The sequence below is a fragment of the Pseudomonas sp. XS1P51 genome, assembly GCF_054897845.1.
This window is the reverse complement of sequence record NZ_CM142707.1, coordinates 6,311,641-6,331,855: the sequence shown is the minus strand read 5'-3', so window position 1 is coordinate 6,331,855 and position 20,215 is coordinate 6,311,641. Positions and strand designations below refer to the sequence as shown.

Here is a 20,215-nt window from a genome sequence, read left to right as displayed (position 1 = left end):
CTTCACTCTTAAGCCAATGCTTAGCGAGTGGTTACTTCAGTAGCTGCGAAGAAGTACGAGATTTCGCGAGCAGCAGCGGCTTCGGAGTCCGAACCGTGTACAGCGTTGGCGTCGATGGAGTCAGCGAAGTCAGCACGGATGGTGCCGGCAGCCGCTTCTTTAGGGTTGGTAGCGCCCATCAGCTCACGGTTCAGAGCGATAGCGTTTTCGCCTTCCAGAACCTGAACGACAACCGGACCGGAGATCATGAAAGCAACCAGGTCGCCGAAGAAACCGCGAGCGCTGTGCTCAGCGTAGAAGCCTTCAGCTTCAGCTTTGGACAGTTGCTTCAGTTTCGAAGCTACAACCTTCAGGCCGGCTTTTTCGAAACGAGTGGTGATCTCGCCGATGACGTTTTTTGCAACAGCGTCAGGCTTGATGATGGAGAAAGTACGTTGAACAGCCATGGTGTAACTCCAGAAACGGTAATTTGTGAAAAATTAAACCCGCGAATTATACGCGGGTTCTTGGGTATTGCCTAACGGCGTAAAGGTCGCGACCTCTGCCCTCTGTAGGATCTGCCGAAGGCTGCGATCCTTTGATCCTGGTCTTGTGCTGAGATATTGGAATAGATCGCAGCCTCGCTCCGCTCGTCAGCTCCTACTCTGCTTCTTCGATCCAGGCGGCCTGAATGGCTTCAAGCACCTTCTCGCCACCGCGGGTAGGATCATCACTGAACTCCGGCAATGCCAGCACCCATTTGTGCAGATCGACGAAGTTCACGTAACGCGGGTCCACATCCGGCTTGGATTCAGCCAGCTGGATCGCGATTTCAAGCACATCAACCCATTTCAGACTCATGTCGCTTCCTTGAATCAGTGCGGCGCTTCGGCAGCATGGTTGAGCGAGTATTTCGGAATTTCGACGGTCAGGTCTTCATTTCCGACGATCGCCTGACAGCCTAGACGCGATTGCGCCTCCAGACCCCAGGCACGATCAAGAAAATCTTCTTCCAGCTCATCTGCCTCTTCCAGCGAATCGAAGCCTTCGCGAATGATGCAGTGGCAGGTCGTGCAGGCGCAGACGCCGCCACAGGCGCTTTCCATCTCGATATGGTGCTCATGAGCCAGCTCGAGGATGGAGGTACCGGGCTCAGCCTCCACAACCATGCCGTCCGGGCAAAACTTTTCGTGTGGCAGAAAAATGACCTGCGGCATCGTTATTCCTCAATCTCATTCAGGTTGCGCCCCGCCAGAGCGGCTTTCACGGTCGAGTCCAGGCGGCGGGCAGCAAAGGCATCGGTCACTTGCGACAGACGCTTGGTCTGCTGCTCGATGGCGTAACCATCGGTACCTTTCATCAGTTCGGTCAGTTCCTGCATCTGCAACTCGATGACCATGCGCTCTTCGGCGTCGAGCAGGCGTTCGCCGTCGGCATCGAGGGCAGCCTGCACCGCTTCGATCAGGCGCTGGGCATCGACCTGCTGCTCACGCAACACACGGGCGACCTTGTCGTCGTTGGCGTGCTGGAACGAATCCTTGAGCATCTTGGCGATTTCACCGTCCGTCAGACCGTAGGACGGCTTGACCTGGATGCTGGCCTCGACGCCCGAACCCAACTCGCGGGCGGAGACGCTGAGCAGACCGTCGGCATCGACCTGGAAGGTCACGCGAATCTTCGCTGCACCGGCAACCATTGCCGGAATACCGCGTAATTCGAAGCGCGCCAGGGAGCGGCAATCGCTGATCAGCTCGCGCTCACCCTGCAACACGTGGATCGCCATGGCCGACTGGCCATCTTTGTAAGTGGTGAAGTCCTGGGCGCGGGCAACAGGGATGGTGGTGTTGCGTGGAATCACCTTCTCCATCAGGCCGCCCATGGTTTCCAGCCCCAGGGACAACGGAATCACGTCGAGTAACAGCAATTCGTCGCCATCACGCTTGTTGCCGGCCAGGGTATCGGCCTGGATCGCGGCACCGATGGCCACCACTTGATCCGGATCGATTTCGGTCAGCGGTTCGCGGCCGAAGGCTTCAGCGACCGCTTCACGAACGCGAGGCACCCGAGTCGAGCCGCCAACCATGACCACGGCATGCACCTCTTCCAGCTCGATACCGGAATCACGCACCGCGCGACGGCAGGCTTTGAGGCTGCGGGCAACCATCGGCTCGATCAGCGCATTGAACGCTTCACGGGTCAGCTCGGCTTTCCAGTCACCATAAGTGACTTCGACGACCGAGGTATTGGTCAGTGCTTCTTTGGCCGCACAGGCGGTTTGCAGCAGATTGCGTTGCGCGCCTGGATCGAGGTCGGCAGACAAACCAGCGCTCTCGATAATCCAGCCGGCGATCGCATGATCAAAGTCGTCGCCGCCCAGCGCGCTGTCGCCGCCGGTCGCCAGCACTTCGAACACACCGCCGGTCAGACGCAGAATCGAAATATCAAACGTGCCGCCGCCCAGGTCATAAATGGCGACCAGGCCTTCGGCGTGCTGATCCAGGCCATAAGCCACCGCAGCGGCGGTCGGCTCATTGAGCAAACGCAGCACGTTCAGACCGGCCAGTTTCGCCGCATCCTTGGTGGCTTGACGCTGAGCATCATCGAAATAGGCCGGAACGGTGATCACCGCGCCTACCAGTTCGCCGCCCAATGTGGCTTCAGCGCGCTGACGCAGCACTTTGAGAATATCGGCTGAGACTTCGACCGGGCTTTTCGGGCCCTGGATCGTGTCGATGAACGGCATGTGCGATTCGCCGCCAACAAAGCGGTACGGCAGTTGATCGCCCAATTGCTTGACGTCGGACAGACCACGACCCATCAAGCGCTTGACCGACAGCACGGTGTTCAAAGGGTCGGTGGAGGCCGCCAGTTTGGCCGACTCGCCCACTTCGACGCGATCGGCGTGATAGCGCACGGCAGACGGCAGGATGACTCGCCCTTCTGCGTCGGCCAGAGGCTCGGAAAGACCACTGCGCAACGCAGCGACCAGCGAATTGGTAGTGCCCAAGTCGATCCCCACAGCCAGACGACGCTGGTGCGGTTGAGGACTTTGGCCGGGTTCGGCGATCTGCAGTAGGGCCATCGTTATCAGGACTTATCTGTATATCAGGCGTGCGACCGGAGCGGCACTGGGTTAATCGTCGAGGCGCTCTTCTAACTGGCGCACTTCGTAGGTGAGCTTGTCGAGGAACTGCATGCGCCGCATCAGGCGTTCGGCCTGTTCACGTTGCGCTGCATCATCCCAACAGGCTGCGAAGCTTTCGTTCAGTTCATCCTGAGCGGTTCTCAGGCGACGCTTGAACGCTGCAATACCGGCCATGTCGGCGCTGTCCTGCAGGTCTTCGAGCTCTTCACGCAGCTCCATCTGCTGCAGAAGAAACGCCGGATCATGCACCGTGACCTCCAGCGGCAGCTCGCGCCCCCCCATGGCGAGCAGGTATCGCGCACGCTTTGGGGGACTTTTGAGCGTCTGGTAGGCCTCGTTGAGGCTCGCGGATTGCTCTAGCGCCAGCCGCTGCTCACGCTCGGAAGCGTCGGAAAAACGGTCTGGATGAACACCGCGCGCCAACTCACGGTAACGCGTGGCCAGCTGATCGAGATCCAGATTGAAGCTCGGTTGCAGCTGAAATAAAGCGAAATGACAAGGAGTACCCACGAGTAGCCTCAGATATTGAAGCTTTCGCCGCAGCCACATTCACCGCGTACGTTGGGGTTGTTGAACTTGAAGCCTTCGTTCAACCCTTCCTTGACGAAATCGAGCTCGGTGCCATCCAGGTAGGCCAGGCTTTTCGGGTCGATGATCACTTTCTCGCCGTGACTTTCGAACACCTGATCCTCTGCAACCACCTCGTCGACAAACTCCAGCACGTAGGCAAGGCCGGAACAGCCTGTGGTGCGAACACCCAGACGAATCCCTTCACCTTTGCCGCGCCCGTTGAGGGAGCGTCGCACGTGTTGAGCAGCCGCTTCTGTCATGCTGATAGCCATCGGTGACTCCTTACTCGTCGCCAAATCTTGAAAGTCAGATCAAGCCTTTCTTCTGCTTGTAGTCGCGAACGGCCGCTTTGATAGCGTCTTCAGCAAGTACGGAGCAGTGAATTTTTACTGGCGGCAGGGCCAGTTCTTCAGCCAGCTGAGTGTTCTTGATGGTCTCTGCTTCATCCAGAGTCTTGCCTTTCATCCACTCGGTCGCCAGGGAGCTGGAGGCGATAGCCGAACCGCAACCGTAGGTCTTGAACTTGGCGTCTTCGATGATGCCTTGCTCGTTGACCTTGATCTGCAGGCGCATCACGTCGCCGCACGCCGGGGCGCCGACCATGCCGGTGCCGACATCAGGGTCTTCCGCGTCCATCTTGCCGACGTTGCGCGGGTTCTCGTAGTGGTCGATGACCTTTTCGCTGTAAGCCATGATTCTTAATCCTCACTCATCAGAGAGTCGCTCTTGAAGCCCTGCCAACCTTGAGTTTACAGGGCCTGGTTTGCGGCGACTTGAAATCAGTGTGCCGCCCACTCGATTTTCGAAATGTCGACACCATCTTTGTACATGTCCCACAGCGGCGACAGAGTGCGCAGCTTGGTAACGGCCTCGCAGACTTTCTGCGCGGCGTAGTCGATTTCTTCTTCCGTGGTGAAACGGCCGAAGGTGAAGCGAATCGAGCTGTGTGCCAGTTCGTCGTTGCGGCCCAGGGCGCGCAGTACGTACGAAGGCTCAAGCGAAGCCGAGGTGCAGGCCGAACCGGACGAAACCGCCAGATCCTTGAGCGCCATGATCAGCGACTCGCCTTCAACGTAGTTGAAGCTCAGGTTCAGGTTGTGCGGTACGCGTGCGGTCATGCTGCCGTTGATGTACAGCTCTTCCAGGCCTTCGACCTGCTTGAAGAAACGGTCGCTCAGGGCTTTGATGCGGATGTTCTCGGCAGCCATGTCTTCCTTGGCTACGCGGAAAGCTTCGCCCATGCCGACGATCTGGTGGGTCGCCAGGGTGCCGGAACGCATGCCACGCTCGTGACCGCCGCCGTGCATGGTCGCTTCGATGCGAACACGCGGCTTGCGGCTCACGTACAGCGCTCCGATGCCTTTAGGGCCATAGGTTTTGTGAGCGGAGAACGACATCAGGTCGACTTTCAGCTTCGACAGGTCGATGTCGACCTTGCCGGTGGACTGAGCAGCGTCGACGTGGAACAGAATGCCCTTGGAGCGGGTCAGTTCGCCGATGGCTGCGATGTCGTTGATGGTGCCGATTTCGTTGTTCACGTGCATGACCGATACCAGGATGGTGTCGTCGCGCAGGGCAGCTTCGACCATCTCCGGAGTCACCAGTCCGTCAGTGCGTGGCTCGATATAGGTGACTTCGAAGCCTTCACGCTCCAGTTGGCGCATGGTGTCGAGGACAGCCTTGTGCTCAATCTTGGTGGTGATCAGGTGCTTGCCTTTGGTGGCATAGAAATGCGCCGCACCCTTGATTGCCAGGTTGTCGGACTCGGTGGCACCGGAGGTCCAGACGATTTCACGCGGATCGGCGTTGACCAGGTCAGCGACCTGACGACGAGCGTTTTCGACGGACTCTTCAGCTTTCCAGCCAAATACGTGGGAACGGGACGCCGGGTTACCGAAGTTTCCGTCGACCAGCAGGCATTCACTCATCTTTTGCGCGACACGCGGATCAACCGGGGTGGTCGCAGAGTAATCAAGGTAAATCGGCAATTTCATGGACTATCTCCTAAATCAGGCTGGCTGGCGTGCCGCTAGCTCTTTGGCTGTCATTCGACGGCGGACGCTTCAATCTTGTCCAGGCGTGACGTCTTGCTGTTGCAACGACGCTGGTCCTGACGCTGGGCTACTTCTTGTACCTCACGGCGAGTGACAAGATCAGCCAAGCTGATACCGCTCAGAAATTCGTGAATCTGCAGACTCAGATCGCACCACAAATGGTGGGTCAGGCAAGTATCGCCTTGATGGCAATCACCCTGGCCCTGGCATTTGGTAGCATCGACCGATTCGTTCACCGCATCGATCACCTGGGCGACCTGGATGCCCTGCATGTCGCGCGACAGCTGGTAGCCGCCGCCGGGACCACGGACACTGGACACCAGATTGCTGCGGCGCAATTTGGCGAAAAGCTGTTCGAGGTAGGACAGGGAGATGCCTTGGCGCTCGGAGATATCGGCTAGGGACACCGGCCCGTGCTGCGCGTGCAACGCCAGGTCGAGCATGGCGGTCACGGCGTATCGGCCTTTTGTAGTCAGTCGCATGGACAATTACCACGGAGTTCGGAATGGGGCGAGTATGCAATTCCCGAGTGTTTAAGTCAACTATAAGACCTAGTACTTTAGTCAGGATTACCCGCAAAAGAGCGCGCGCATCATAGCAGGATCTACAGCGTAATGGCACACCGGACAGCGCAATGCCGTTGTCTGAATGCGACCTGTAGGAGCTGCCGCAGGCTGCGATCTTTTGATTTTGCCCTTAAAAGCCAAGATCAAAAGATCGCAGCCTGCGGCAGCTCCTACAAAAGCTTAACTGGCCTGACTCTGATCCTTGTCCTTCACACACGCAAAGTCTTCTTCGCGCAGCTCAGGCAGATCTTTCGCACAGTAGTTACTGCCCAAATCCTTCAACGCCCCGCACATTCCCTCCAGACGACCATCAACCGCCTGCAGGTGATCGAGCAATTGATTGATAGCACGCGCCACCGGGTCCGGCATGTCTTCGCCAACACCATAAGCATCGAAGCCAATTTTCTCGGCCATGGCCTTGCGCTTGGCGTCCTGCTCTTCATCTGACTTAACGATAATCCGCCCTGGAATACCGACGACAGTCGCTCCGGCCGGCACAGCCTTGGTCACAACGGCGTTGGAGCCGACCTTGGCCCCGGCACCCACGGTGAACGGGCCGAGCACCTTGGCACCCGCTCCAACCACAACGCCATCTTCCAACGTCGGGTGACGTTTGCCTTTATTCCAGCTGGTGCCACCGAGTGTCACACCTTGATAAAGGGTGACGTCGTTGCCGATCTCGGCGGTTTCACCGATGACAATGCCCATGCCATGGTCAATAAAGAAGCGCCGCCCGACCTTGGCTCCCGGATGGATCTCGATCCCGGTCAACCAGCGACCGAAGTTCGACACCAGTCGCGCCAGCCACTTCCAGCCCAAACCCCACAGGGCCGACGACAGCCGATGAATCCAAATGGCGTGCATGCCCGGATAGCAAGTCAGTACTTCAAATGCGTTACGCGCCGCCGGGTCACGATGGAAAACACTCTGGATATCTTCACGCAGACGCTCGAACATCATTAATCCTTCCGCTTTAGAAGCTCGCCACGGGCCGCTTTCTGGGTTTCCGTGAGGATGCCACGCAATATATTCATTTCCGCCCGGCTGACCGAGCTTCGTCCGTACAACCGGCGCAGGCGCGCCATCAAGTGCCGTGGTTTTTCCGGATCGAGGAATTCGATGGCCACCAGGGTTTGCTCCAGATGTTCATAAAATCGCTCCAGCTCATCCATGGTCGCCAGCTCACCACTCTTGATGGACGCCACTTCATCCTTCTCGACCTTGCTCGGCTGACCTTCGGCCGCCAGCCAGGACATGCGCACTTCATAGCTCAACACCTGCACCGCTGCCCCAAGGTTCAGCGAACTGAACTCAGGGTCTGATGGAATGTGCACGCGATAATGACATCGCTGCAGCTCTTCGTTGGTCAGGCCGGAATCTTCACGACCGAACACCAAGGCAATTTCGCCCCCCTGCGCGGCTTCCTCGACCACTTTCACACCGCATTCGCGGGGATCGAGCAATGGCCAGGGAATGCGGCGATCACGAGCACTGGTGCCCAGCACCAGATTGCAGCCGACCAAGGCATCTTCCAAAGTGGCGACGACTTGCGCGTTTTCAAGGATATCCCCGGCGCCGGAGGCCCGGGCATCGGCCTCATGGTGCGGGAACAACCGTGGTTCGACCAGCACCAGCCGCGACAGGCCCATGTTCTTCATGGCTCGCGCAGCCCCGCCGATATTCCCGGGGTGGCTGGTATTGACCAAGACGACACGAATGTTTTGCAGCAAGGGAGGCGCTCTCGAACACAGAATTGGGGAGCCGAATCTTACAGTTCATCCTACCGTTAAGCTATGAAAGCGAACGCCGACCTTCACCTGTAGAAACTTTCTGATAGAATGCCCGGCTTTCTTTAACAACCTTAGGTGACACATCCATGCAGCCCATGCTGAATATCGCGCTGCGCGCCGCCCGCAGCGCCAGTGAATTGATCTTCCGCTCCATCGAGCGCCTGGATACCATCAAGGTCGACGAAAAAGACGCCAAGGATTACGTATCCGAAGTGGATCGCGCCGCCGAACAGAAAATCATCGACGCGCTGCGCAAGGCCTACCCTACCCACGGCATTCTCGGTGAAGAAACCGGCATGCATCCTGGTAGCGGCGAAGGCGAAGACTACCTGTGGATCATCGACCCACTGGACGGCACCACCAACTTCCTGCGCGGCATTCCTCACTTCGCCGTCAGCATCGCCTGCAAATACCGCGGCCGCCTGGAACACGCCGTTGTTCTGGACCCGGTTCGCCAGGAAGAATTCACCGCCAGCCGTGGTCGCGGCGCTCAACTGAACGGTCGTCGTCTGCGCGTCAGCGGCCGCACCAGCCTGGACGGTGCCCTGCTGGGTACCGGCTTCCCGTTCCGTGACGACCAGATGGACAACCTCGACAACTACCTGGGCATGTTCCGCGCCCTGGTTGGCCAGACCGCCGGCATCCGCCGTGCCGGCTCGGCGAGCCTGGACCTGGCTTACGTGGCTGCCGGCCGTTTCGACGCCTTCTGGGAGTCGGGCCTGTCCGAGTGGGACATGGCTGCAGGCGCCCTGCTGATCCAGGAAGCTGGCGGCCTGGTGAGCGACTTCACCGGCGGTCACGACTTCCTTGAGAAAGGCCACGTCGTTGCCGGTAACACCAAGTGCTTCAAAGCAGTGCTGACGGCCATCCAGCCGCACCTGCCGGCCTCGCTGAAGCGATAAGCGAGCAGCCACAAAAAAGCACCCTTCAGGGTAATGCCAGTCAGTTAAGCTGACTGGCATTACCCAACCGGGTGCTTTTTTTGAATCTGAATATCAGCTATTTACTGAGCCGGCTCATTCTGCGACAGGATCAATTTACCTTCCTTGTCGACCGGAATCTGGTTACCCGGATCGCGATCCATCCGCACCTTGCCTTCCTTGCCATCCAGCGAATAACGAACGTCGTAACCTACAACCTTGTCGCTGATGTCGTTCACGGTATTACAGCGAGTCTGAGTCGTGGTGTAGGTATCACGATTCTGCATGCCTTCCTGAACCTTGTTGCCGGCGTAACCTCCGCCGACCGCACCTGCAACGGTGGCAATCTTCTTGCCCGTACCGCCGCCGATCTGGTTGCCGAGCAAACCACCCGCGACAGCACCGATGGCGGTACCGAGGATCTGGTGTTGATCCTTGACCGGCGCTTGCCGGGTCACTGCAACGTCCTTGCAAACTTCACGTGGCGTCTTGATTTGTGTCTTGACCGGTTCAACGGCTAGCACTTGCGCATACTCAGGGCCGCTTTTAACCAGGCTGTAGGTGGCAACAGCACCCCCGGCAGTCACACCGACAGCACCCAATACCGCACCAACCAGTAACGACTTGTTCACATGAACCTCCTGACCATCACATGCGGGACAAGCCCGCGCTTCTCCCAGCCTTGGAGCACAAAAAAAGGCGCGAGTTCAACTCGCGCCTTTCTGGGCTGACAGCAGGAAAAACGATAGCCGTTATGGGCGGTCGTCAACTTCCTTATCGGTAGCCACCGCAGGAATCAGATCCTCGGTGCTCAGGTTCAGCCAGATCAGCACCACGTTGGCGATGTAGATCGACGAGTAGGTACCCGCCATAACACCGACAAACAGGGCGATGGAGAAGCCGAACAGGTTGTCGCCACCGAAGAACAACAGCGCCGCAATCGCCAGCAACGTGGAGATCGATGTCGCCATGGTCCGCAACAGGGTTTGCGTGGTCGAGATGTTGATGTTCTCGATCAGCGAAGCCTTGCGCAGTACCCGGAAGTTCTCACGAACCCGGTCAAATACCACGATAGTGTCGTTCAGCGAGTAACCGATGATCGCCAATACCGCCGCCAGCACCGTCAGATCGAAGGTGATCTGGAAGAACGAGAGGATACCCAGGGTCACGACCACGTCGTGAATCAGCGAGACGATGGCACCGACCGCGAACTTCCACTGAAAGCGGAACGCCAGGTAGATCATGATGCCGCCCAGCGCCATCAGCATGCCGAGGCCGCCCTGGTCGCGCAGCTCTTCACCGACCTGCGGGCCGACGAACTCGACGCGCTTGACCACCGCCGGGTTGTCGCCACCGACTTTCTGCAGCGCTTCAGCGACCTGGTGACCCAGTTGCGGGTCTTCGCCCGGCATGCGCACCAGCAGATCGGTCGTCGCACCGAAGCTCTGCACGATGGCCTCGTGGTAACCCGCCGTCGTCAGCTGCTCACGCACCTTGGTGACGTCGGCCGGACGCTCGTAGGTCAGCTCGATGAGCGTACCGCCGGTGAAGTCCAGACCGTAGTTCAAGCCCTTGCTGAACCAGCTGAACAACGCCAGAGCCGTAAGGAGCAATGTGACGCCGAACGCAACGTTGCGAACGCCCATGAAGTTGATTGTACGTAACATGGCAGCCCCTTAAATCCACAACTTCTTGAAGTCACGACCGCCGAAGATCAGGTTGACCATCGCGCGGGTCACCATGATGGCCGTAAACATCGAGGTAAAGATCCCGAGGGACATGGTCACTGCGAAGCCCTTGACCGGGCCGGTGCCCATGGCAAAGAGAATCCCGCCGACCAGCAAAGTGGTCAGGTTGGAGTCGAGAATCGCGGTGAATGCACGGCCGAAGCCTTCGTTGATTGCCCGCTGCACGGTCATGCCTGCCGCGATCTCTTCACGAATCCGCGAGAAGATCAGCACGTTGGCGTCGACCGCCATACCCATGGTCAACACGATACCGGCGATACCCGGCAGGGTCAGCGTTGCCCCCAGCAGCGACATCAGGGCCAGCAGCATCACCATGTTCACCGACAGAGCGACGGTGGCGATGATGCCGAAGAAGCGGTAGATGGCGATGATGAACAGCGAGACAAACAGCATGCCCCACAGCGATGCATCGATACCCTTGACGATGTTATCGGCACCCAGGCTTGGACCGATGGTGCGCTCCTCAGCGAAGTACATCGGTGCAGCCAGACCACCGGCACGCAGCAACAGCGCCAGTTCGGACGACTCGCCCTGACCGTTCAGGCCAGTGATACGGAACTGAGCACCCAGCGGCGACTGAATGGTCGCCAGGCTGATGATCTTCTTCTCTTCTTTAAACGTTTGAACCGGTACGTCTTTCTCGACGCCGTTAACCACTTGCTTGGTGTAAGTGGTGACCGGGCGCTGTTCGATGAAGATCACCGCCATGCTGCGGCCGACGTTGCTGCGAGTCGCACGACTCATCAGCTCGCCACCGTGGCCATCCAGGCGGATGTTCACTTCTGGCGTGCCGTGCTCGCCGAAACCAGCCTTGGCGTCGGTGACCTGGTCACCGGTGATGATCAGGCCACGCTCGATCTGCGCCGGCGGACGATTGCCTTCACGGAACTCGAACGTCTCGGAAGTGGCTTTCGAAGCGCCAGGTTCGGCGGCCAGACGGAACTCGAGGTTGGCCGTCTTGCCGAGGATACGCTTGGCTTCTGCGGTGTCCTGCACGCCCGGCAGCTCAACCACGATGCGGTTGGCGCCCTGACGTTGAACGATCGGTTCGGCAACACCCAGCTCGTTGACGCGGTTACGTACCGTGGTCAAGTTCTGCTTGATGGAGTATTCGCGGATTTCCGCCAGCTTGGCTGGGGTCATCGCCAGACGCAGCACCGGTTGGCCATTGAGGTCAGCCGGAACAATGTCGAAATCGTTGAAGCTCTTGCGGATCAGCGTACGAGCTTGTTCGCGGGTTGCTTCGTCAGTGAAGCCCAGCTGAATGGCACCGCCCAGTTGCGGCAGGCTGCGATAGCGCAGTTTCTCTTTACGCAACAGACTCTTGACGTCGCCTTCATAGACTTTCAGGCGGGCGTCGAGGGCTTTGTCCATGTCCACTTCCAGCAGGAAGTGCACACCACCGGACAAGTCCAGACCCAGCTTCATCGGGTGCGCGCCAAAGCTGCGCAGCCATTGCGGGGTGGTTTGTGCCAGGTTCAGTGCAACGACGTAGTCATCACCCAATGCCTTGCGCACGACGTCTTTGGCAGGCAACTGGTCTTCAGCCTTGACCAGGCGAATCAGACCGCCCTTGCCGCCCGCCGCCAGAGTGGCAGCCTTGACGTTGATCCCGGATTCCTTGAGCGCTGCGCTCACACGATCCAGATCAGCCTGAGTGACCTGCAGCGAAGTGCTTGCACCGCTGACCTGAATGGCCGGGTCATCAGGATATAGATTGGGAGCGGAATAAATCAGACCGATCGCCAGCACCGCCAGGATCAGAATGTATTTCCACAGAGGGTATTTGTTCAGCATCACGCCGCCCGCTTATGACGCGGGGCGCCTTGCGCGCCCCGTCGATTGAGTAGAAGTTGAAACTTAGATCGCTTTCAGCGTGCCTTTTGGCAGCGTGGCGGCGATGGCGCCTTTCTGGAATTTCATTTCGACGGTGTCGGAAACTTCCAGAACAACGAAATCGTCGGCCACTTTGGTGATCTTGCCGGCGATACCGCCGGTGGTCACAACTTCGTCGCCTTTCTGCAGGCTGCTCAGCAGGTTCTTCTGTTCTTTGGCGCGCTTGGCCTGTGGACGCCAGATCATCAGGTAGAAGATGACCAGGAAACCGACCAGGAAAATCCACTCAAAGCCGCCACCCATTGGGCCTGCAGCAGGTGCAGCAGCGTCAGCCATGGCATTAGAGATAAAAAAGCTCATTTAGCACTCCAGTTGCAAATGTTGAATCTTGGGGTCAGAAAACTCAGTCCAAAGGCGGAACGGGAAGCCCGCGTTTGGCGTAGAAGGCATCGACAAAGGCGGCCAATGTACCCTGTTGAATAGCCTCGCGCAAACCAGCCATAAGCACCTGGTAATGGCGCAAATTGTGGATGGTATTCAACATGCTACCCAGCATTTCGCCACACTTGTCCAGATGGTGCAGATAAGCACGGGAGAAGTTCTGGCAGGTGTAGCAATCGCAGGTTGGATCCAGCGGCGAATCATCATGGCGATGGAACGCGTTACGGATCTTCAGCACGCCTGTATCAATGAACAGATGCCCATTGCGGGCATTACGGGTTGGCATCACGCAATCGAACATGTCCACACCGCGGCGCACACCCTCAACCAGATCTTCCGGTTTGCCAACGCCCATAAGGTAACGAGGTTTGTCAGCCGGCATCTGGCCCGGCAGGTAATCCAGCACCTTGATCATCTCGTGCTTGGGCTCGCCCACCGACAGCCCACCGATGGCCAGGCCATCGAAGCCGATCTTGTCGAGGCCTTCCAGGGAGCGCATGCGCAAATCCTGGTGCATGCCGCCCTGAACGATGCCGAACAGCGCCGCCGTGTTGTCGCCATGGGCGTTTTTCGAGCGCTGAGCCCAGCGCAACGACAACTCCATAGATACGCGAGCAACGTCTTCATCAGCCGGGTACGGCGTGCATTCGTCGAAAATCATCACAATGTCGGAGCCCAGGTCACGCTGGACCTGCATCGACTCTTCCGGCCCCATGAACACTTTGGCGCCGTCCACAGGAGAGGCGAAGGTCACGCCCTCCTCCTTGATCTTGCGCATCGCGCCCAGGCTGAACACCTGGAAACCGCCGGAGTCGGTCAGAATCGGGCCTTTCCACTGCATGAAATCGTGCAGGTCGCCGTGTTTCTTGATCACTTCAGTGCCAGGACGCAGCCACAAGTGGAACGTGTTGCCCAGAATGATTTCCGCGCCGGTCGCGGTGATATCCCGCGGCAGCATGCCCTTGACCGTGCCGTACGTGCCCACCGGCATAAACGCCGGAGTCTCGACGGTACCGCGCGGGAAGGTCAAACGACCGCGACGAGCCTTGCCATCGGTGGCAAGGAGCTCAAAGGACATGCGACTGGTGCGACTCATTCTGTTTCCTCAGGGCCTGATTCTTTAGGGGCAGTAGGCGCGGGATTACGGGTGATAAACATCGCATCACCGTAGCTGAAAAAGCGGTATTCATGCTCCACGGCGGCTTTATAGGCGGCCATGGCTTCGGGATAACCGGCGAACGCCGAAACCAGCATCAACAGCGTGGATTCGGGCAAATGGAAATTGGTGACCAAGGCATCGACCACATGAAACGGCCGGCCTGGGTAGATAAAGATGTCGGTGTCGCCACTGAACGGCTTGAGCACACCATCGCGGGCGGCGCTTTCCAGCGAACGCACGCTGGTGGTCCCCACCGCCACCACACGACCACCGCGAGCCCGGCAGGCCGCGACCGCATCGACGACTTCCTGGCTGACTTCCAGCCATTCGTTGTGCATGTGGTGATCTTCGATCTTCTCGACGCGCACCGGCTGGAACGTACCCGCACCCACATGCAAGGTCACGAACGCCGTCTCGACGCCCTTGGCGGCAATCGCCTCCATTAGCGGCTGATCAAAATGCAGCCCCGCCGTCGGCGCCGCCACCGCGCCCAGGCGCTCGGCGTACACCGTCTGATAACGCTCGCGGTCCGAGCCTTCATCCGGGCGGTCTATATAAGGAGGCAACGGCATGTGCCCAACGCGATCGAGCAGCGGCAACACTTCTTCGGCAAACCCCAGTTCGAACAACGCATCATGACGCGCCAGCATCTCGGCTTCGCCACCGCCGTCGATCAGGATCTTCGAACCCGGCTTCGGCGACTTGCTTGACCGCACATGGGCCAGCACGCGGTGACTGTCCAGCACCCGCTCCACCAGGATTTCCAGCTTGCCGCCGGAAGCCTTCTGGCCAAACAGTCGCGCCGGAATCACCCGGGTATTGTTGAACACCATCAAATCGCCCGGGCGCAAATGCTCAAGCAAATCAGTGAATTGACGGTGTGCCAGGGCGCCGCTGACCCCATCCAGGGTCAACAGGCGACTGTTGCGACGCTCGGCCAAAGGGTGGCGAGCAATCAGCGAATCAGGGAGTTCGAAAGTAAAGTCAGCAACGCGCATGATGGGGTTCGTCTAGCAGGGCCCGGAAGTCTAGCGGAAATAGTGAAAATTCTCCATGTACCTGATTGACCGACGGTTATCACCTCTCTATACTTCGCCGCCATTGAGCCCTGATGGCGGAATTGGTAGACGCGGCGGATTCAAAATCCGTTTTCGAAAGGAGTGGGAGTTCGAGTCTCCCTCGGGGCACCATTTGCAGTACATAGACGACTACCAGCGTCTACGCAACACCCCTAGAGCCCGCTAACTGCGGGCTTTTTGGTCTCTGGGGTTCCATCCCCGTCCCTTGCAAGCCAGCCTCTTTTTGGTACATTTTCTGTACATATTCCAGTTCGAGAACCGGAGGTGTACAGCCATGCCCCTCACTGCCTTGCAAGTCAAAGCGTCCAAGCCTGCCGACAAGCAATACACGCTGAGTGATAGTTCGGGTCTTGCCCTTCTAGTCCAGCCGAACGGCCACAAGTACTGGCATTTCCGCTATTCGTATCATGGTCGCCCGGCGCGCATGTCATTGGGCGTCTACCCGAGCATCTCCTTGCAGGAAGCTCGCGAAAGGGCTGCCGAATGCCGCAAGCAGCTCAAGGAAGGGACCAATCCTGGAGCCAAACGCCGGGATGACAAGCAGCAGCAACGGGAGGCTGGGCTCAACACCTTCAGGCGAGCTACGGAGTACTGGTATCAGTTCAAGGCCGACTCCGGCCGCAGCCATGCGACGCTAAAGAAGATTCGCGACTACCTCGACAAGGATCTGCTACCGGCACTCGGCGAGATGCAGCTGGAGCACATTACTCGCGCCGACTGCGCGAAGTTGCAGGCCAGCATCGAAAAGCGCGGGGCGTTCAATGTGGCAGACAAGGCTCGGACCTGGCTCAAGCAGATTTTCAGTCAGGCGATTGCGCGGGGGTTGTGCGAACACAATCCGGCTTCAGAACTTCATGCCATCGCGTTGGCGCCGCCTTCCCCTGAGCACTATCCGCATTTGCGTGAAAGCGAGCTGCCGGAATTTCTTCAGGCACTGAGCAAAACCACCAGCCGGTTGCCGTCGAGGATTGCTTCGTGGATGGCAATACTGACGGCGAGCCGACCCGGCATGGTTCGGTATGCGACGTGGGATGAAATCGACTTTGAAGAAGGGACGTGGACCATACCGGCTGAACGCATGAAGATGCGCCGGGACTATGTCAGTCCCCTGCCCCATCAACTGATCGCGATGCTGATCAAGCTGCACCAATGCACTGGACGCAGCCGCTACCTGTTTCCGGGTAGTGGCGAGAAACGGCCCGTCATCAGCGAGAACACGATCAATCTGGTGTTTGCCAAGATTGGCTATAAAGGGCGGATGGTGAGCCATGGCGTTCGCCACACCGCGAGCACGCTGCTGCGCGAGCATGGGTGGCTGAAGGATCATGTTGAAAGTCAACTGGCTCATGTCGAGGGTGGCATTGCTGGGGAGTACAACCAGGCGCTGTACCTGACGCAACGGCGGATCATGATGCAGTGGTATGCCGATTATCTCGATGCGCTCAGGGTTGGGATTACGGCGAGCCTGCGGGATCAGTTTGATACGCGGGTTAATCAGTTTCTGTCGCGTAAGTCTTCGGAGCTTCTCGGGGTCAACGCGGTCGGTGGCGGCATCAGCACCTTGGAAGATGAGCGTGGCGCATTCCAGCACTAACACGTCAGTGAAATCTCCACAGCCTTGCCTTCCACGCAGGCCCTTCCAAGCAGGGCTGCAAAGCCGCCCTGCTTGGAAGGGCCTCACTTGAAAAATCTAAAAATCAGCGTAACCGTCTTCTAGAAACCACGGATTTCCATAGACGGCTTACGCCATTCGCAGCCGCAGAATTCTCAAAAAATCGAGCCTTGACCCTGTCTATCGGCGAGCGTAGAAAAGATCGTGCAAGTGCTGTCGTTGACAGCAACCCAGGTAGCCAGAACCTTCAAGGCTACGCCACGCCGTGGTGGTTCTCCCAAAATGCGATTAGCGTCCGGCGGCTCGCACGGTCACTCACCGAGTGATGGATGCCTACTTCAGATCGTTGCCATTGCGGCAAATACATCCCCCTACCCAGCTGCCCTGCAGCAACCTTTCCGCTTGGCCATTTCACTGCGCCAACCTGCGCCCGTCTCTTTCTTCTGGAAAGAGACGGGCGCTCCTAGCGCTGCTGCAGCCCATCTCGTACAAGGCTTTGCGGCATTCCCCCTCGTGACAATCGGCGTGACAAACACCGAAGTCACCAGCAACAGCGATGCAGATGATGGTGCCGCAGCCCAAGGAATGGACTGCACCTGACTGACAGTCAGGCATGCCCCGGTCATCGCCTCACTGCCTTCACCCGACTCACGATCTCGCGGCGCCGGTCTCGTCAGCCAGTGCAGCCTCCACCCGCCCACTTCTTTGGAAGTGTTCAGGAAGTCAGATCATGAGATGCCCAAGCTCCCGGTCGTAAAGAGCCGCCAGTCCCGCGTTAGTGGACACCCTCACAGGTCGCAGGGGCCTTGATCCCTGATAACACTCAACATCCGTGGCGGGATGACGTGGGGAAAGCTTCAAGGATTTTGGCTTCGAGAGGAGTTGGATCATGGCACTGGTAGGTAAACGTGACGGGCGGAATTTTGGCTATGGCCGGCAATTGAGCTATACCGGGCCGCAAGCGCTGAAAGATCTATTTGGCTGCGGACATTACGGCACGGTCAAAGCGCACAGTGATCGGTGGCGGGCATTCGTGCGGTGGTGTCGGTCGGAGGATGGACCGGGGTTTAACAATGCGCGACAAATTGATCGGCAGACCTTGCTGGACTACGCCGAACATCTGCGTCAGCAAGTTGAACAGGGCGTGCTCGCTATCGCCACAGCACAAAACCGGTTATCCAGTGTGAATCGAACCCTGGCAGCGCTTCGCGGTGACCAGCATGTGAAAGTGCCGAGTCCGAGCAAGGCGCTGGGAATGCGGCGCACCAGTGTTCGCTGCTCGGTGCCGCAAGGCCAAGACCCCGAACACGTGAAGCAGATCGTCGACGCGCCCTGCGAACACCAAATGCCGCGCGCGGCGACCATCGTTCAGTTAGCGAGAGCCACCGGCATGCGCTTACGCGAGGCCATTTTGGCGGACCTACCGCGTTTAAAACGTGAGGCCGAACACTACGGCAAGATCAACATCCAGAATGGCACCAAAGGTGGCCGCGCAGGCGCGTCGGCACCTCGCTGGATCGCGGTGAACGATTACATCTGCGGTGCACTGGCATTCGCCCATCAGGTCTCGCCCGACGGTAGCCGCAACCTGCTTGCACCGAACGAAAGCTACCTCGATTTCCAACGGAGAATCGTCCGTCCTGCACGGGACATCCTCCATAAGCACAACCTCAAAGGCTTCCACGAATTGCGCGCGGCCTATGCATGCGAACGCTATGAACAAATCACCCATCATCCCGCGCCTATCAACGGTGGCAGCTGCTACCAGCTGGAACGACGCCTAGATCAGGATGCCCGAATGCAAATCAGCTATGAGCTGGGACACGGCCGTATCGGCGTGGTGTCGGCTTACATTGGTAGTCGAGCATGAGCAAGCCATTTGACATGGAGCCATTCCTAGTAAGCCTCTTGACCGGGTCGTATTCCACGCGCCATCGCCACATTTGTCAGGCGAAGACAATCCAAACAGCAATCGCTGAGCGTTGGCAATGCGGCAATCCATGGACTTGGAAGAGAAAATACCTTGCGTGGTTTTTGAATCACCATCTAAACCAGCGCACTGAATCGACGCGCTATTACTATTTGCTGACCATGCAATTACTCACTCATCGTCTAGGAAAACCCTGGCAGTTCAACCCCTAAACGAAGGTCAGAAAACGGCCGATTCTGTTGAAAAAGTAAATCTCCTGCCTGGCCTGCTGCAAAATCAGGTCATCGGCCAGCGGGAGGATTCGCAGCATGATGGGACAATTGTCGAGGGACAAGAGCGACTGTTTTACTCGTTCAATATTGAAGATCACATCCCAGCCAATCACCTCCTGCGCAACATTGATCGATGCCTCGATCTAAGCGATCTGCGCCATTATCTCTCCGATTTTTATAGCCCCATCGGGCGTCCATCGATTGATCCCGAACTGATGATTCGCCTGTTGGTCGTGGGCTACTGCTACGGCATTCGTTCCGAACGTCGGTTGTGCGAAGAGGCTCATTTGAACCTGGCGTATCGCTGGTTCTGCCGTTTGAGTCTTGAAGACGAAGTCCCCAACCACTCTACATTTACCAAGAATCGCCACGGTCGTTTTCGTGACAGCTCGCTGTTTCGCTGGCTGTTCAACGAGGTGCTGCGTCGCTGCATGGACGCAGGTCTGGTCAAGGCGAAGGTTTTGCTGTGGACGCCAGCGTCGTCAAAGCGGATGCCAGTCGACAACGAGGCGTACCCGGCAACGAAGAGGTCAACTGGAGCGATCCGTCGCTGAGTACTCGCGCCGTGCGTGAGTACCTTGAAGCTCTGGATGAAGAGGCTTTGGCCGAAGCACTGCCCAAGCGCCTGTCGCTGACCGATCCACTTGCACGTTGGACCGCTGCGCCAGGAGGTCCAGCGTTTTTCGCTTATTCGACGAACTATCTGATTGATGTCGAGCATGGTGTGATTGTGGACGTGGAGCCGACACCCGCCCATCGAACCGCCGAGGTCGAAAGCACCAAGACCATGATCGAGCGGGTCGAAGAACAGTTCGACACCAAGCCGGATCGGCTCATCGGCGATACCGCTTATGGAACCGCGCCGATGCTGGCCTGGATGGTGACCGAAAAAACATTGAGCCTCATGTGCCGGTTTGGGACAAAACCGAGCGTAAGAACGACAGTCTCTCGAGCAGCGATTTTCAATGGAATGAAGAGACGCAGGAGCATCGCTGTCCCACCGGACGCGCATTGCGTAGCGAGTGGCGGGCCTTCAAGAACCAGCGCTCACATGTCACGAAAGCCGGCACCATCATCTTTCGATCCCGGCTTCGTACAGCCGGACTAGTGGGAA

Annotated in this window: 20 protein-coding genes, 1 tRNA gene and 1 pseudogene; 5 read left to right on the top strand and 17 right to left on the bottom strand. The window is 58.2% G+C overall.

Going from position 1 to position 20,215, the window contains the following annotated elements; genetic code table 11:
• Positions 1 to 20: 20 nt before the first annotated feature.
• The 11 genes from ndk to trmJ all read right to left on the bottom strand — a co-directional run bounded on the left by ndk (position 21) and on the right by trmJ (position 8,044).
• On the bottom strand, positions 21 to 446 hold the full coding sequence (gene ndk, locus ACYZUD_RS29330; RefSeq protein ID WP_017846179.1) for a nucleoside-diphosphate kinase: 426 nt from the start codon (positions 444 to 446) through the stop codon (positions 21 to 23).
• Between the two features lie 193 nt (positions 447 to 639).
• Entirely contained in the window at positions 640 to 840 is a 201-nt protein-coding gene (gene iscX / locus ACYZUD_RS29325) for a Fe-S cluster assembly protein IscX (RefSeq protein ID WP_116581898.1), read from the bottom strand.
• A 14-nt stretch (positions 841 to 854) separates the two neighbouring features.
• Positions 855 to 1,196 carry an ISC system 2Fe-2S type ferredoxin gene (fdx, locus tag ACYZUD_RS29320; RefSeq protein WP_462021319.1) on the bottom strand — a complete coding sequence of 114 codons (342 nt, stop codon included), beginning with the start codon at positions 1,194 to 1,196 and terminating at the stop codon, positions 855 to 857.
• A gap of 2 nt (positions 1,197 to 1,198) precedes the next feature.
• Entirely contained in the window at positions 1,199 to 3,061 is a 1,863-nt protein-coding gene (gene hscA / locus ACYZUD_RS29315; protein WP_462021318.1) for a Fe-S protein assembly chaperone HscA, read from the bottom strand.
• A gap of 51 nt (positions 3,062 to 3,112) precedes the next feature.
• Positions 3,113 to 3,634, bottom strand: coding sequence for a co-chaperone HscB (hscB, locus tag ACYZUD_RS29310; protein WP_462025130.1), 522 nt, complete (start codon positions 3,632 to 3,634; stop codon positions 3,113 to 3,115).
• Positions 3,635 to 3,642: 8 nt separating this feature from the next.
• The gene (iscA, locus tag ACYZUD_RS29305) at positions 3,643 to 3,966 is read right to left on the bottom strand and encodes an iron-sulfur cluster assembly protein IscA (protein WP_007903589.1); all 324 of its coding nucleotides are present in this window, start codon (positions 3,964 to 3,966) and stop codon (positions 3,643 to 3,645) included.
• 34 nt (positions 3,967 to 4,000) lie between these two features.
• Positions 4,001 to 4,387, bottom strand: a complete 387-nt coding sequence (gene iscU, locus ACYZUD_RS29300) for a Fe-S cluster assembly scaffold IscU (RefSeq protein ID WP_003443374.1) — start codon at positions 4,385 to 4,387, stop codon at positions 4,001 to 4,003.
• Positions 4,388 to 4,473: 86 nt separating this feature from the next.
• Positions 4,474 to 5,688 (bottom strand): IscS subfamily cysteine desulfurase, encoded by a 1,215-nt coding sequence (locus ACYZUD_RS29295; RefSeq protein ID WP_462021317.1) that lies wholly within the window; start codon positions 5,686 to 5,688, stop codon positions 4,474 to 4,476.
• A gap of 50 nt (positions 5,689 to 5,738) precedes the next feature.
• On the bottom strand, positions 5,739 to 6,230 hold the full coding sequence (gene iscR, locus ACYZUD_RS29290; RefSeq protein ID WP_462021316.1) for a Fe-S cluster assembly transcriptional regulator IscR: 492 nt from the start codon (positions 6,228 to 6,230) through the stop codon (positions 5,739 to 5,741).
• A 264-nt stretch (positions 6,231 to 6,494) separates the two neighbouring features.
• Positions 6,495 to 7,271, bottom strand: a complete 777-nt coding sequence (gene cysE / locus ACYZUD_RS29285) for a serine O-acetyltransferase (RefSeq protein ID WP_462021315.1) — start codon at positions 7,269 to 7,271, stop codon at positions 6,495 to 6,497.
• Between the two features lie 2 nt (positions 7,272 to 7,273).
• Positions 7,274 to 8,044, bottom strand: coding sequence for a tRNA (cytosine(32)/uridine(32)-2'-O)-methyltransferase TrmJ (gene trmJ / locus ACYZUD_RS29280; RefSeq protein ID WP_462021314.1), 771 nt, complete (start codon positions 8,042 to 8,044; stop codon positions 7,274 to 7,276).
• A 146-nt stretch (positions 8,045 to 8,190) separates the two neighbouring features.
• Between trmJ and suhB the strand changes: the two genes are divergently transcribed.
• The gene (suhB, locus tag ACYZUD_RS29275) at positions 8,191 to 9,006 is read left to right on the top strand and encodes a type III secretion system regulator SuhB (protein WP_033061458.1); all 816 of its coding nucleotides are present in this window, start codon (positions 8,191 to 8,193) and stop codon (positions 9,004 to 9,006) included.
• 101 nt (positions 9,007 to 9,107) lie between these two features.
• Here the strand turns inward: suhB and ACYZUD_RS29270 are convergent, their stop codons facing one another.
• From ACYZUD_RS29270 to queA, 6 genes are all read right to left on the bottom strand, one after another.
• The gene (locus ACYZUD_RS29270; protein ID WP_059403377.1) at positions 9,108 to 9,656 is read right to left on the bottom strand and encodes a glycine zipper 2TM domain-containing protein; all 549 of its coding nucleotides are present in this window, start codon (positions 9,654 to 9,656) and stop codon (positions 9,108 to 9,110) included.
• A gap of 120 nt (positions 9,657 to 9,776) precedes the next feature.
• Positions 9,777 to 10,691: a protein translocase subunit SecF gene (gene secF, locus ACYZUD_RS29265; protein ID WP_462021313.1), complete on the bottom strand. Its 915-nt coding sequence runs from the start codon at positions 10,689 to 10,691 to the stop codon at positions 9,777 to 9,779.
• A gap of 9 nt (positions 10,692 to 10,700) precedes the next feature.
• Positions 10,701 to 12,569, bottom strand: a complete 1,869-nt coding sequence (gene secD, locus ACYZUD_RS29260) for a protein translocase subunit SecD (RefSeq protein ID WP_462021312.1) — start codon at positions 12,567 to 12,569, stop codon at positions 10,701 to 10,703.
• 63 nt (positions 12,570 to 12,632) lie between these two features.
• Positions 12,633 to 12,968, bottom strand: a complete 336-nt coding sequence (gene yajC, locus ACYZUD_RS29255; protein WP_007982729.1) for a preprotein translocase subunit YajC — start codon at positions 12,966 to 12,968, stop codon at positions 12,633 to 12,635.
• A 43-nt stretch (positions 12,969 to 13,011) separates the two neighbouring features.
• Positions 13,012 to 14,127 (bottom strand): tRNA guanosine(34) transglycosylase Tgt, encoded by a 1,116-nt coding sequence (tgt, locus tag ACYZUD_RS29250; protein WP_162130630.1) that lies wholly within the window; start codon positions 14,125 to 14,127, stop codon positions 13,012 to 13,014.
• 14 nt (positions 14,128 to 14,141) lie between these two features.
• Positions 14,142 to 15,206, bottom strand: coding sequence for a tRNA preQ1(34) S-adenosylmethionine ribosyltransferase-isomerase QueA (gene queA, locus ACYZUD_RS29245; RefSeq protein WP_462021311.1), 1,065 nt, complete (start codon positions 15,204 to 15,206; stop codon positions 14,142 to 14,144).
• 107 nt (positions 15,207 to 15,313) lie between these two features.
• Here queA and ACYZUD_RS29240 point away from each other — a divergent pair.
• The 4 genes and pseudogenes from ACYZUD_RS29240 to ACYZUD_RS29225 all read left to right on the top strand — a co-directional run.
• Positions 15,314 to 15,398 (top strand) — tRNA-Leu (locus ACYZUD_RS29240).
• Positions 15,399 to 15,561: 163 nt separating this feature from the next.
• Positions 15,562 to 16,881, top strand: a complete 1,320-nt coding sequence (locus ACYZUD_RS29235) for a tyrosine-type recombinase/integrase (protein ID WP_462021310.1) — start codon at positions 15,562 to 15,564, stop codon at positions 16,879 to 16,881.
• Between the two features lie 907 nt (positions 16,882 to 17,788).
• Complete coding sequence (locus tag ACYZUD_RS29230; RefSeq protein ID WP_462021309.1) at positions 17,789 to 18,769, top strand: integrase domain-containing protein; 981 nt, start codon at positions 17,789 to 17,791, stop codon at positions 18,767 to 18,769.
• A 368-nt stretch (positions 18,770 to 19,137) separates the two neighbouring features.
• Positions 19,138 to 20,187, top strand: a pseudogene (locus ACYZUD_RS29225) (transposase); the annotation flags it as partial.
• Positions 20,188 to 20,215: the final 28 nt, after the last annotated feature.

Coding starts and splice junctions, on each gene's coding strand:
- suhB (WP_033061458.1), top strand. CDS start 8,191: ATGCAGCCCATGCTGAATATCGCGCTGCGCGCCGCCCGCAGCGCCAGT.
- secF (WP_462021313.1), bottom strand. CDS start 10,691: ATGTTACGTACAATCAACTTCATGGGCGTTCGCAACGTTGCGTTCGGC.
- queA (WP_462021311.1), bottom strand. CDS start 15,206: ATGCGCGTTGCTGACTTTACTTTCGAACTCCCTGATTCGCTGATTGCT.
- ACYZUD_RS29230 (WP_462021309.1), top strand. CDS start 17,789: ATGGCACTGGTAGGTAAACGTGACGGGCGGAATTTTGGCTATGGCCGG.
- yajC (WP_007982729.1), bottom strand. CDS start 12,968: ATGAGCTTTTTTATCTCTAATGCCATGGCTGACGCTGCTGCACCTGCT.
- iscU (WP_003443374.1), bottom strand. CDS start 4,387: ATGGCTTACAGCGAAAAGGTCATCGACCACTACGAGAACCCGCGCAAC.
- fdx (WP_462021319.1), bottom strand. CDS start 1,196: ATGCCGCAGGTCATTTTTCTGCCACACGAAAAGTTTTGCCCGGACGGC.
- iscA (WP_007903589.1), bottom strand. CDS start 3,966: ATGGCTATCAGCATGACAGAAGCGGCTGCTCAACACGTGCGACGCTCC.
- ACYZUD_RS29295 (WP_462021317.1), bottom strand. CDS start 5,688: ATGAAATTGCCGATTTACCTTGATTACTCTGCGACCACCCCGGTTGAT.
- ndk (WP_017846179.1), bottom strand. CDS start 446: ATGGCTGTTCAACGTACTTTCTCCATCATCAAGCCTGACGCTGTTGCA.
- iscR (WP_462021316.1), bottom strand. CDS start 6,230: ATGCGACTGACTACAAAAGGCCGATACGCCGTGACCGCCATGCTCGAC.
- tgt (WP_162130630.1), bottom strand. CDS start 14,127: ATGTCCTTTGAGCTCCTTGCCACCGATGGCAAGGCTCGTCGCGGTCGT.
- iscX (WP_116581898.1), bottom strand. CDS start 840: ATGAGTCTGAAATGGGTTGATGTGCTTGAAATCGCGATCCAGCTGGCT.
- secD (WP_462021312.1), bottom strand. CDS start 12,569: ATGCTGAACAAATACCCTCTGTGGAAATACATTCTGATCCTGGCGGTG.
- hscA (WP_462021318.1), bottom strand. CDS start 3,061: ATGGCCCTACTGCAGATCGCCGAACCCGGCCAAAGTCCTCAACCGCAC.
- cysE (WP_462021315.1), bottom strand. CDS start 7,271: ATGTTCGAGCGTCTGCGTGAAGATATCCAGAGTGTTTTCCATCGTGAC.
- ACYZUD_RS29235 (WP_462021310.1), top strand. CDS start 15,562: ATGCCCCTCACTGCCTTGCAAGTCAAAGCGTCCAAGCCTGCCGACAAG.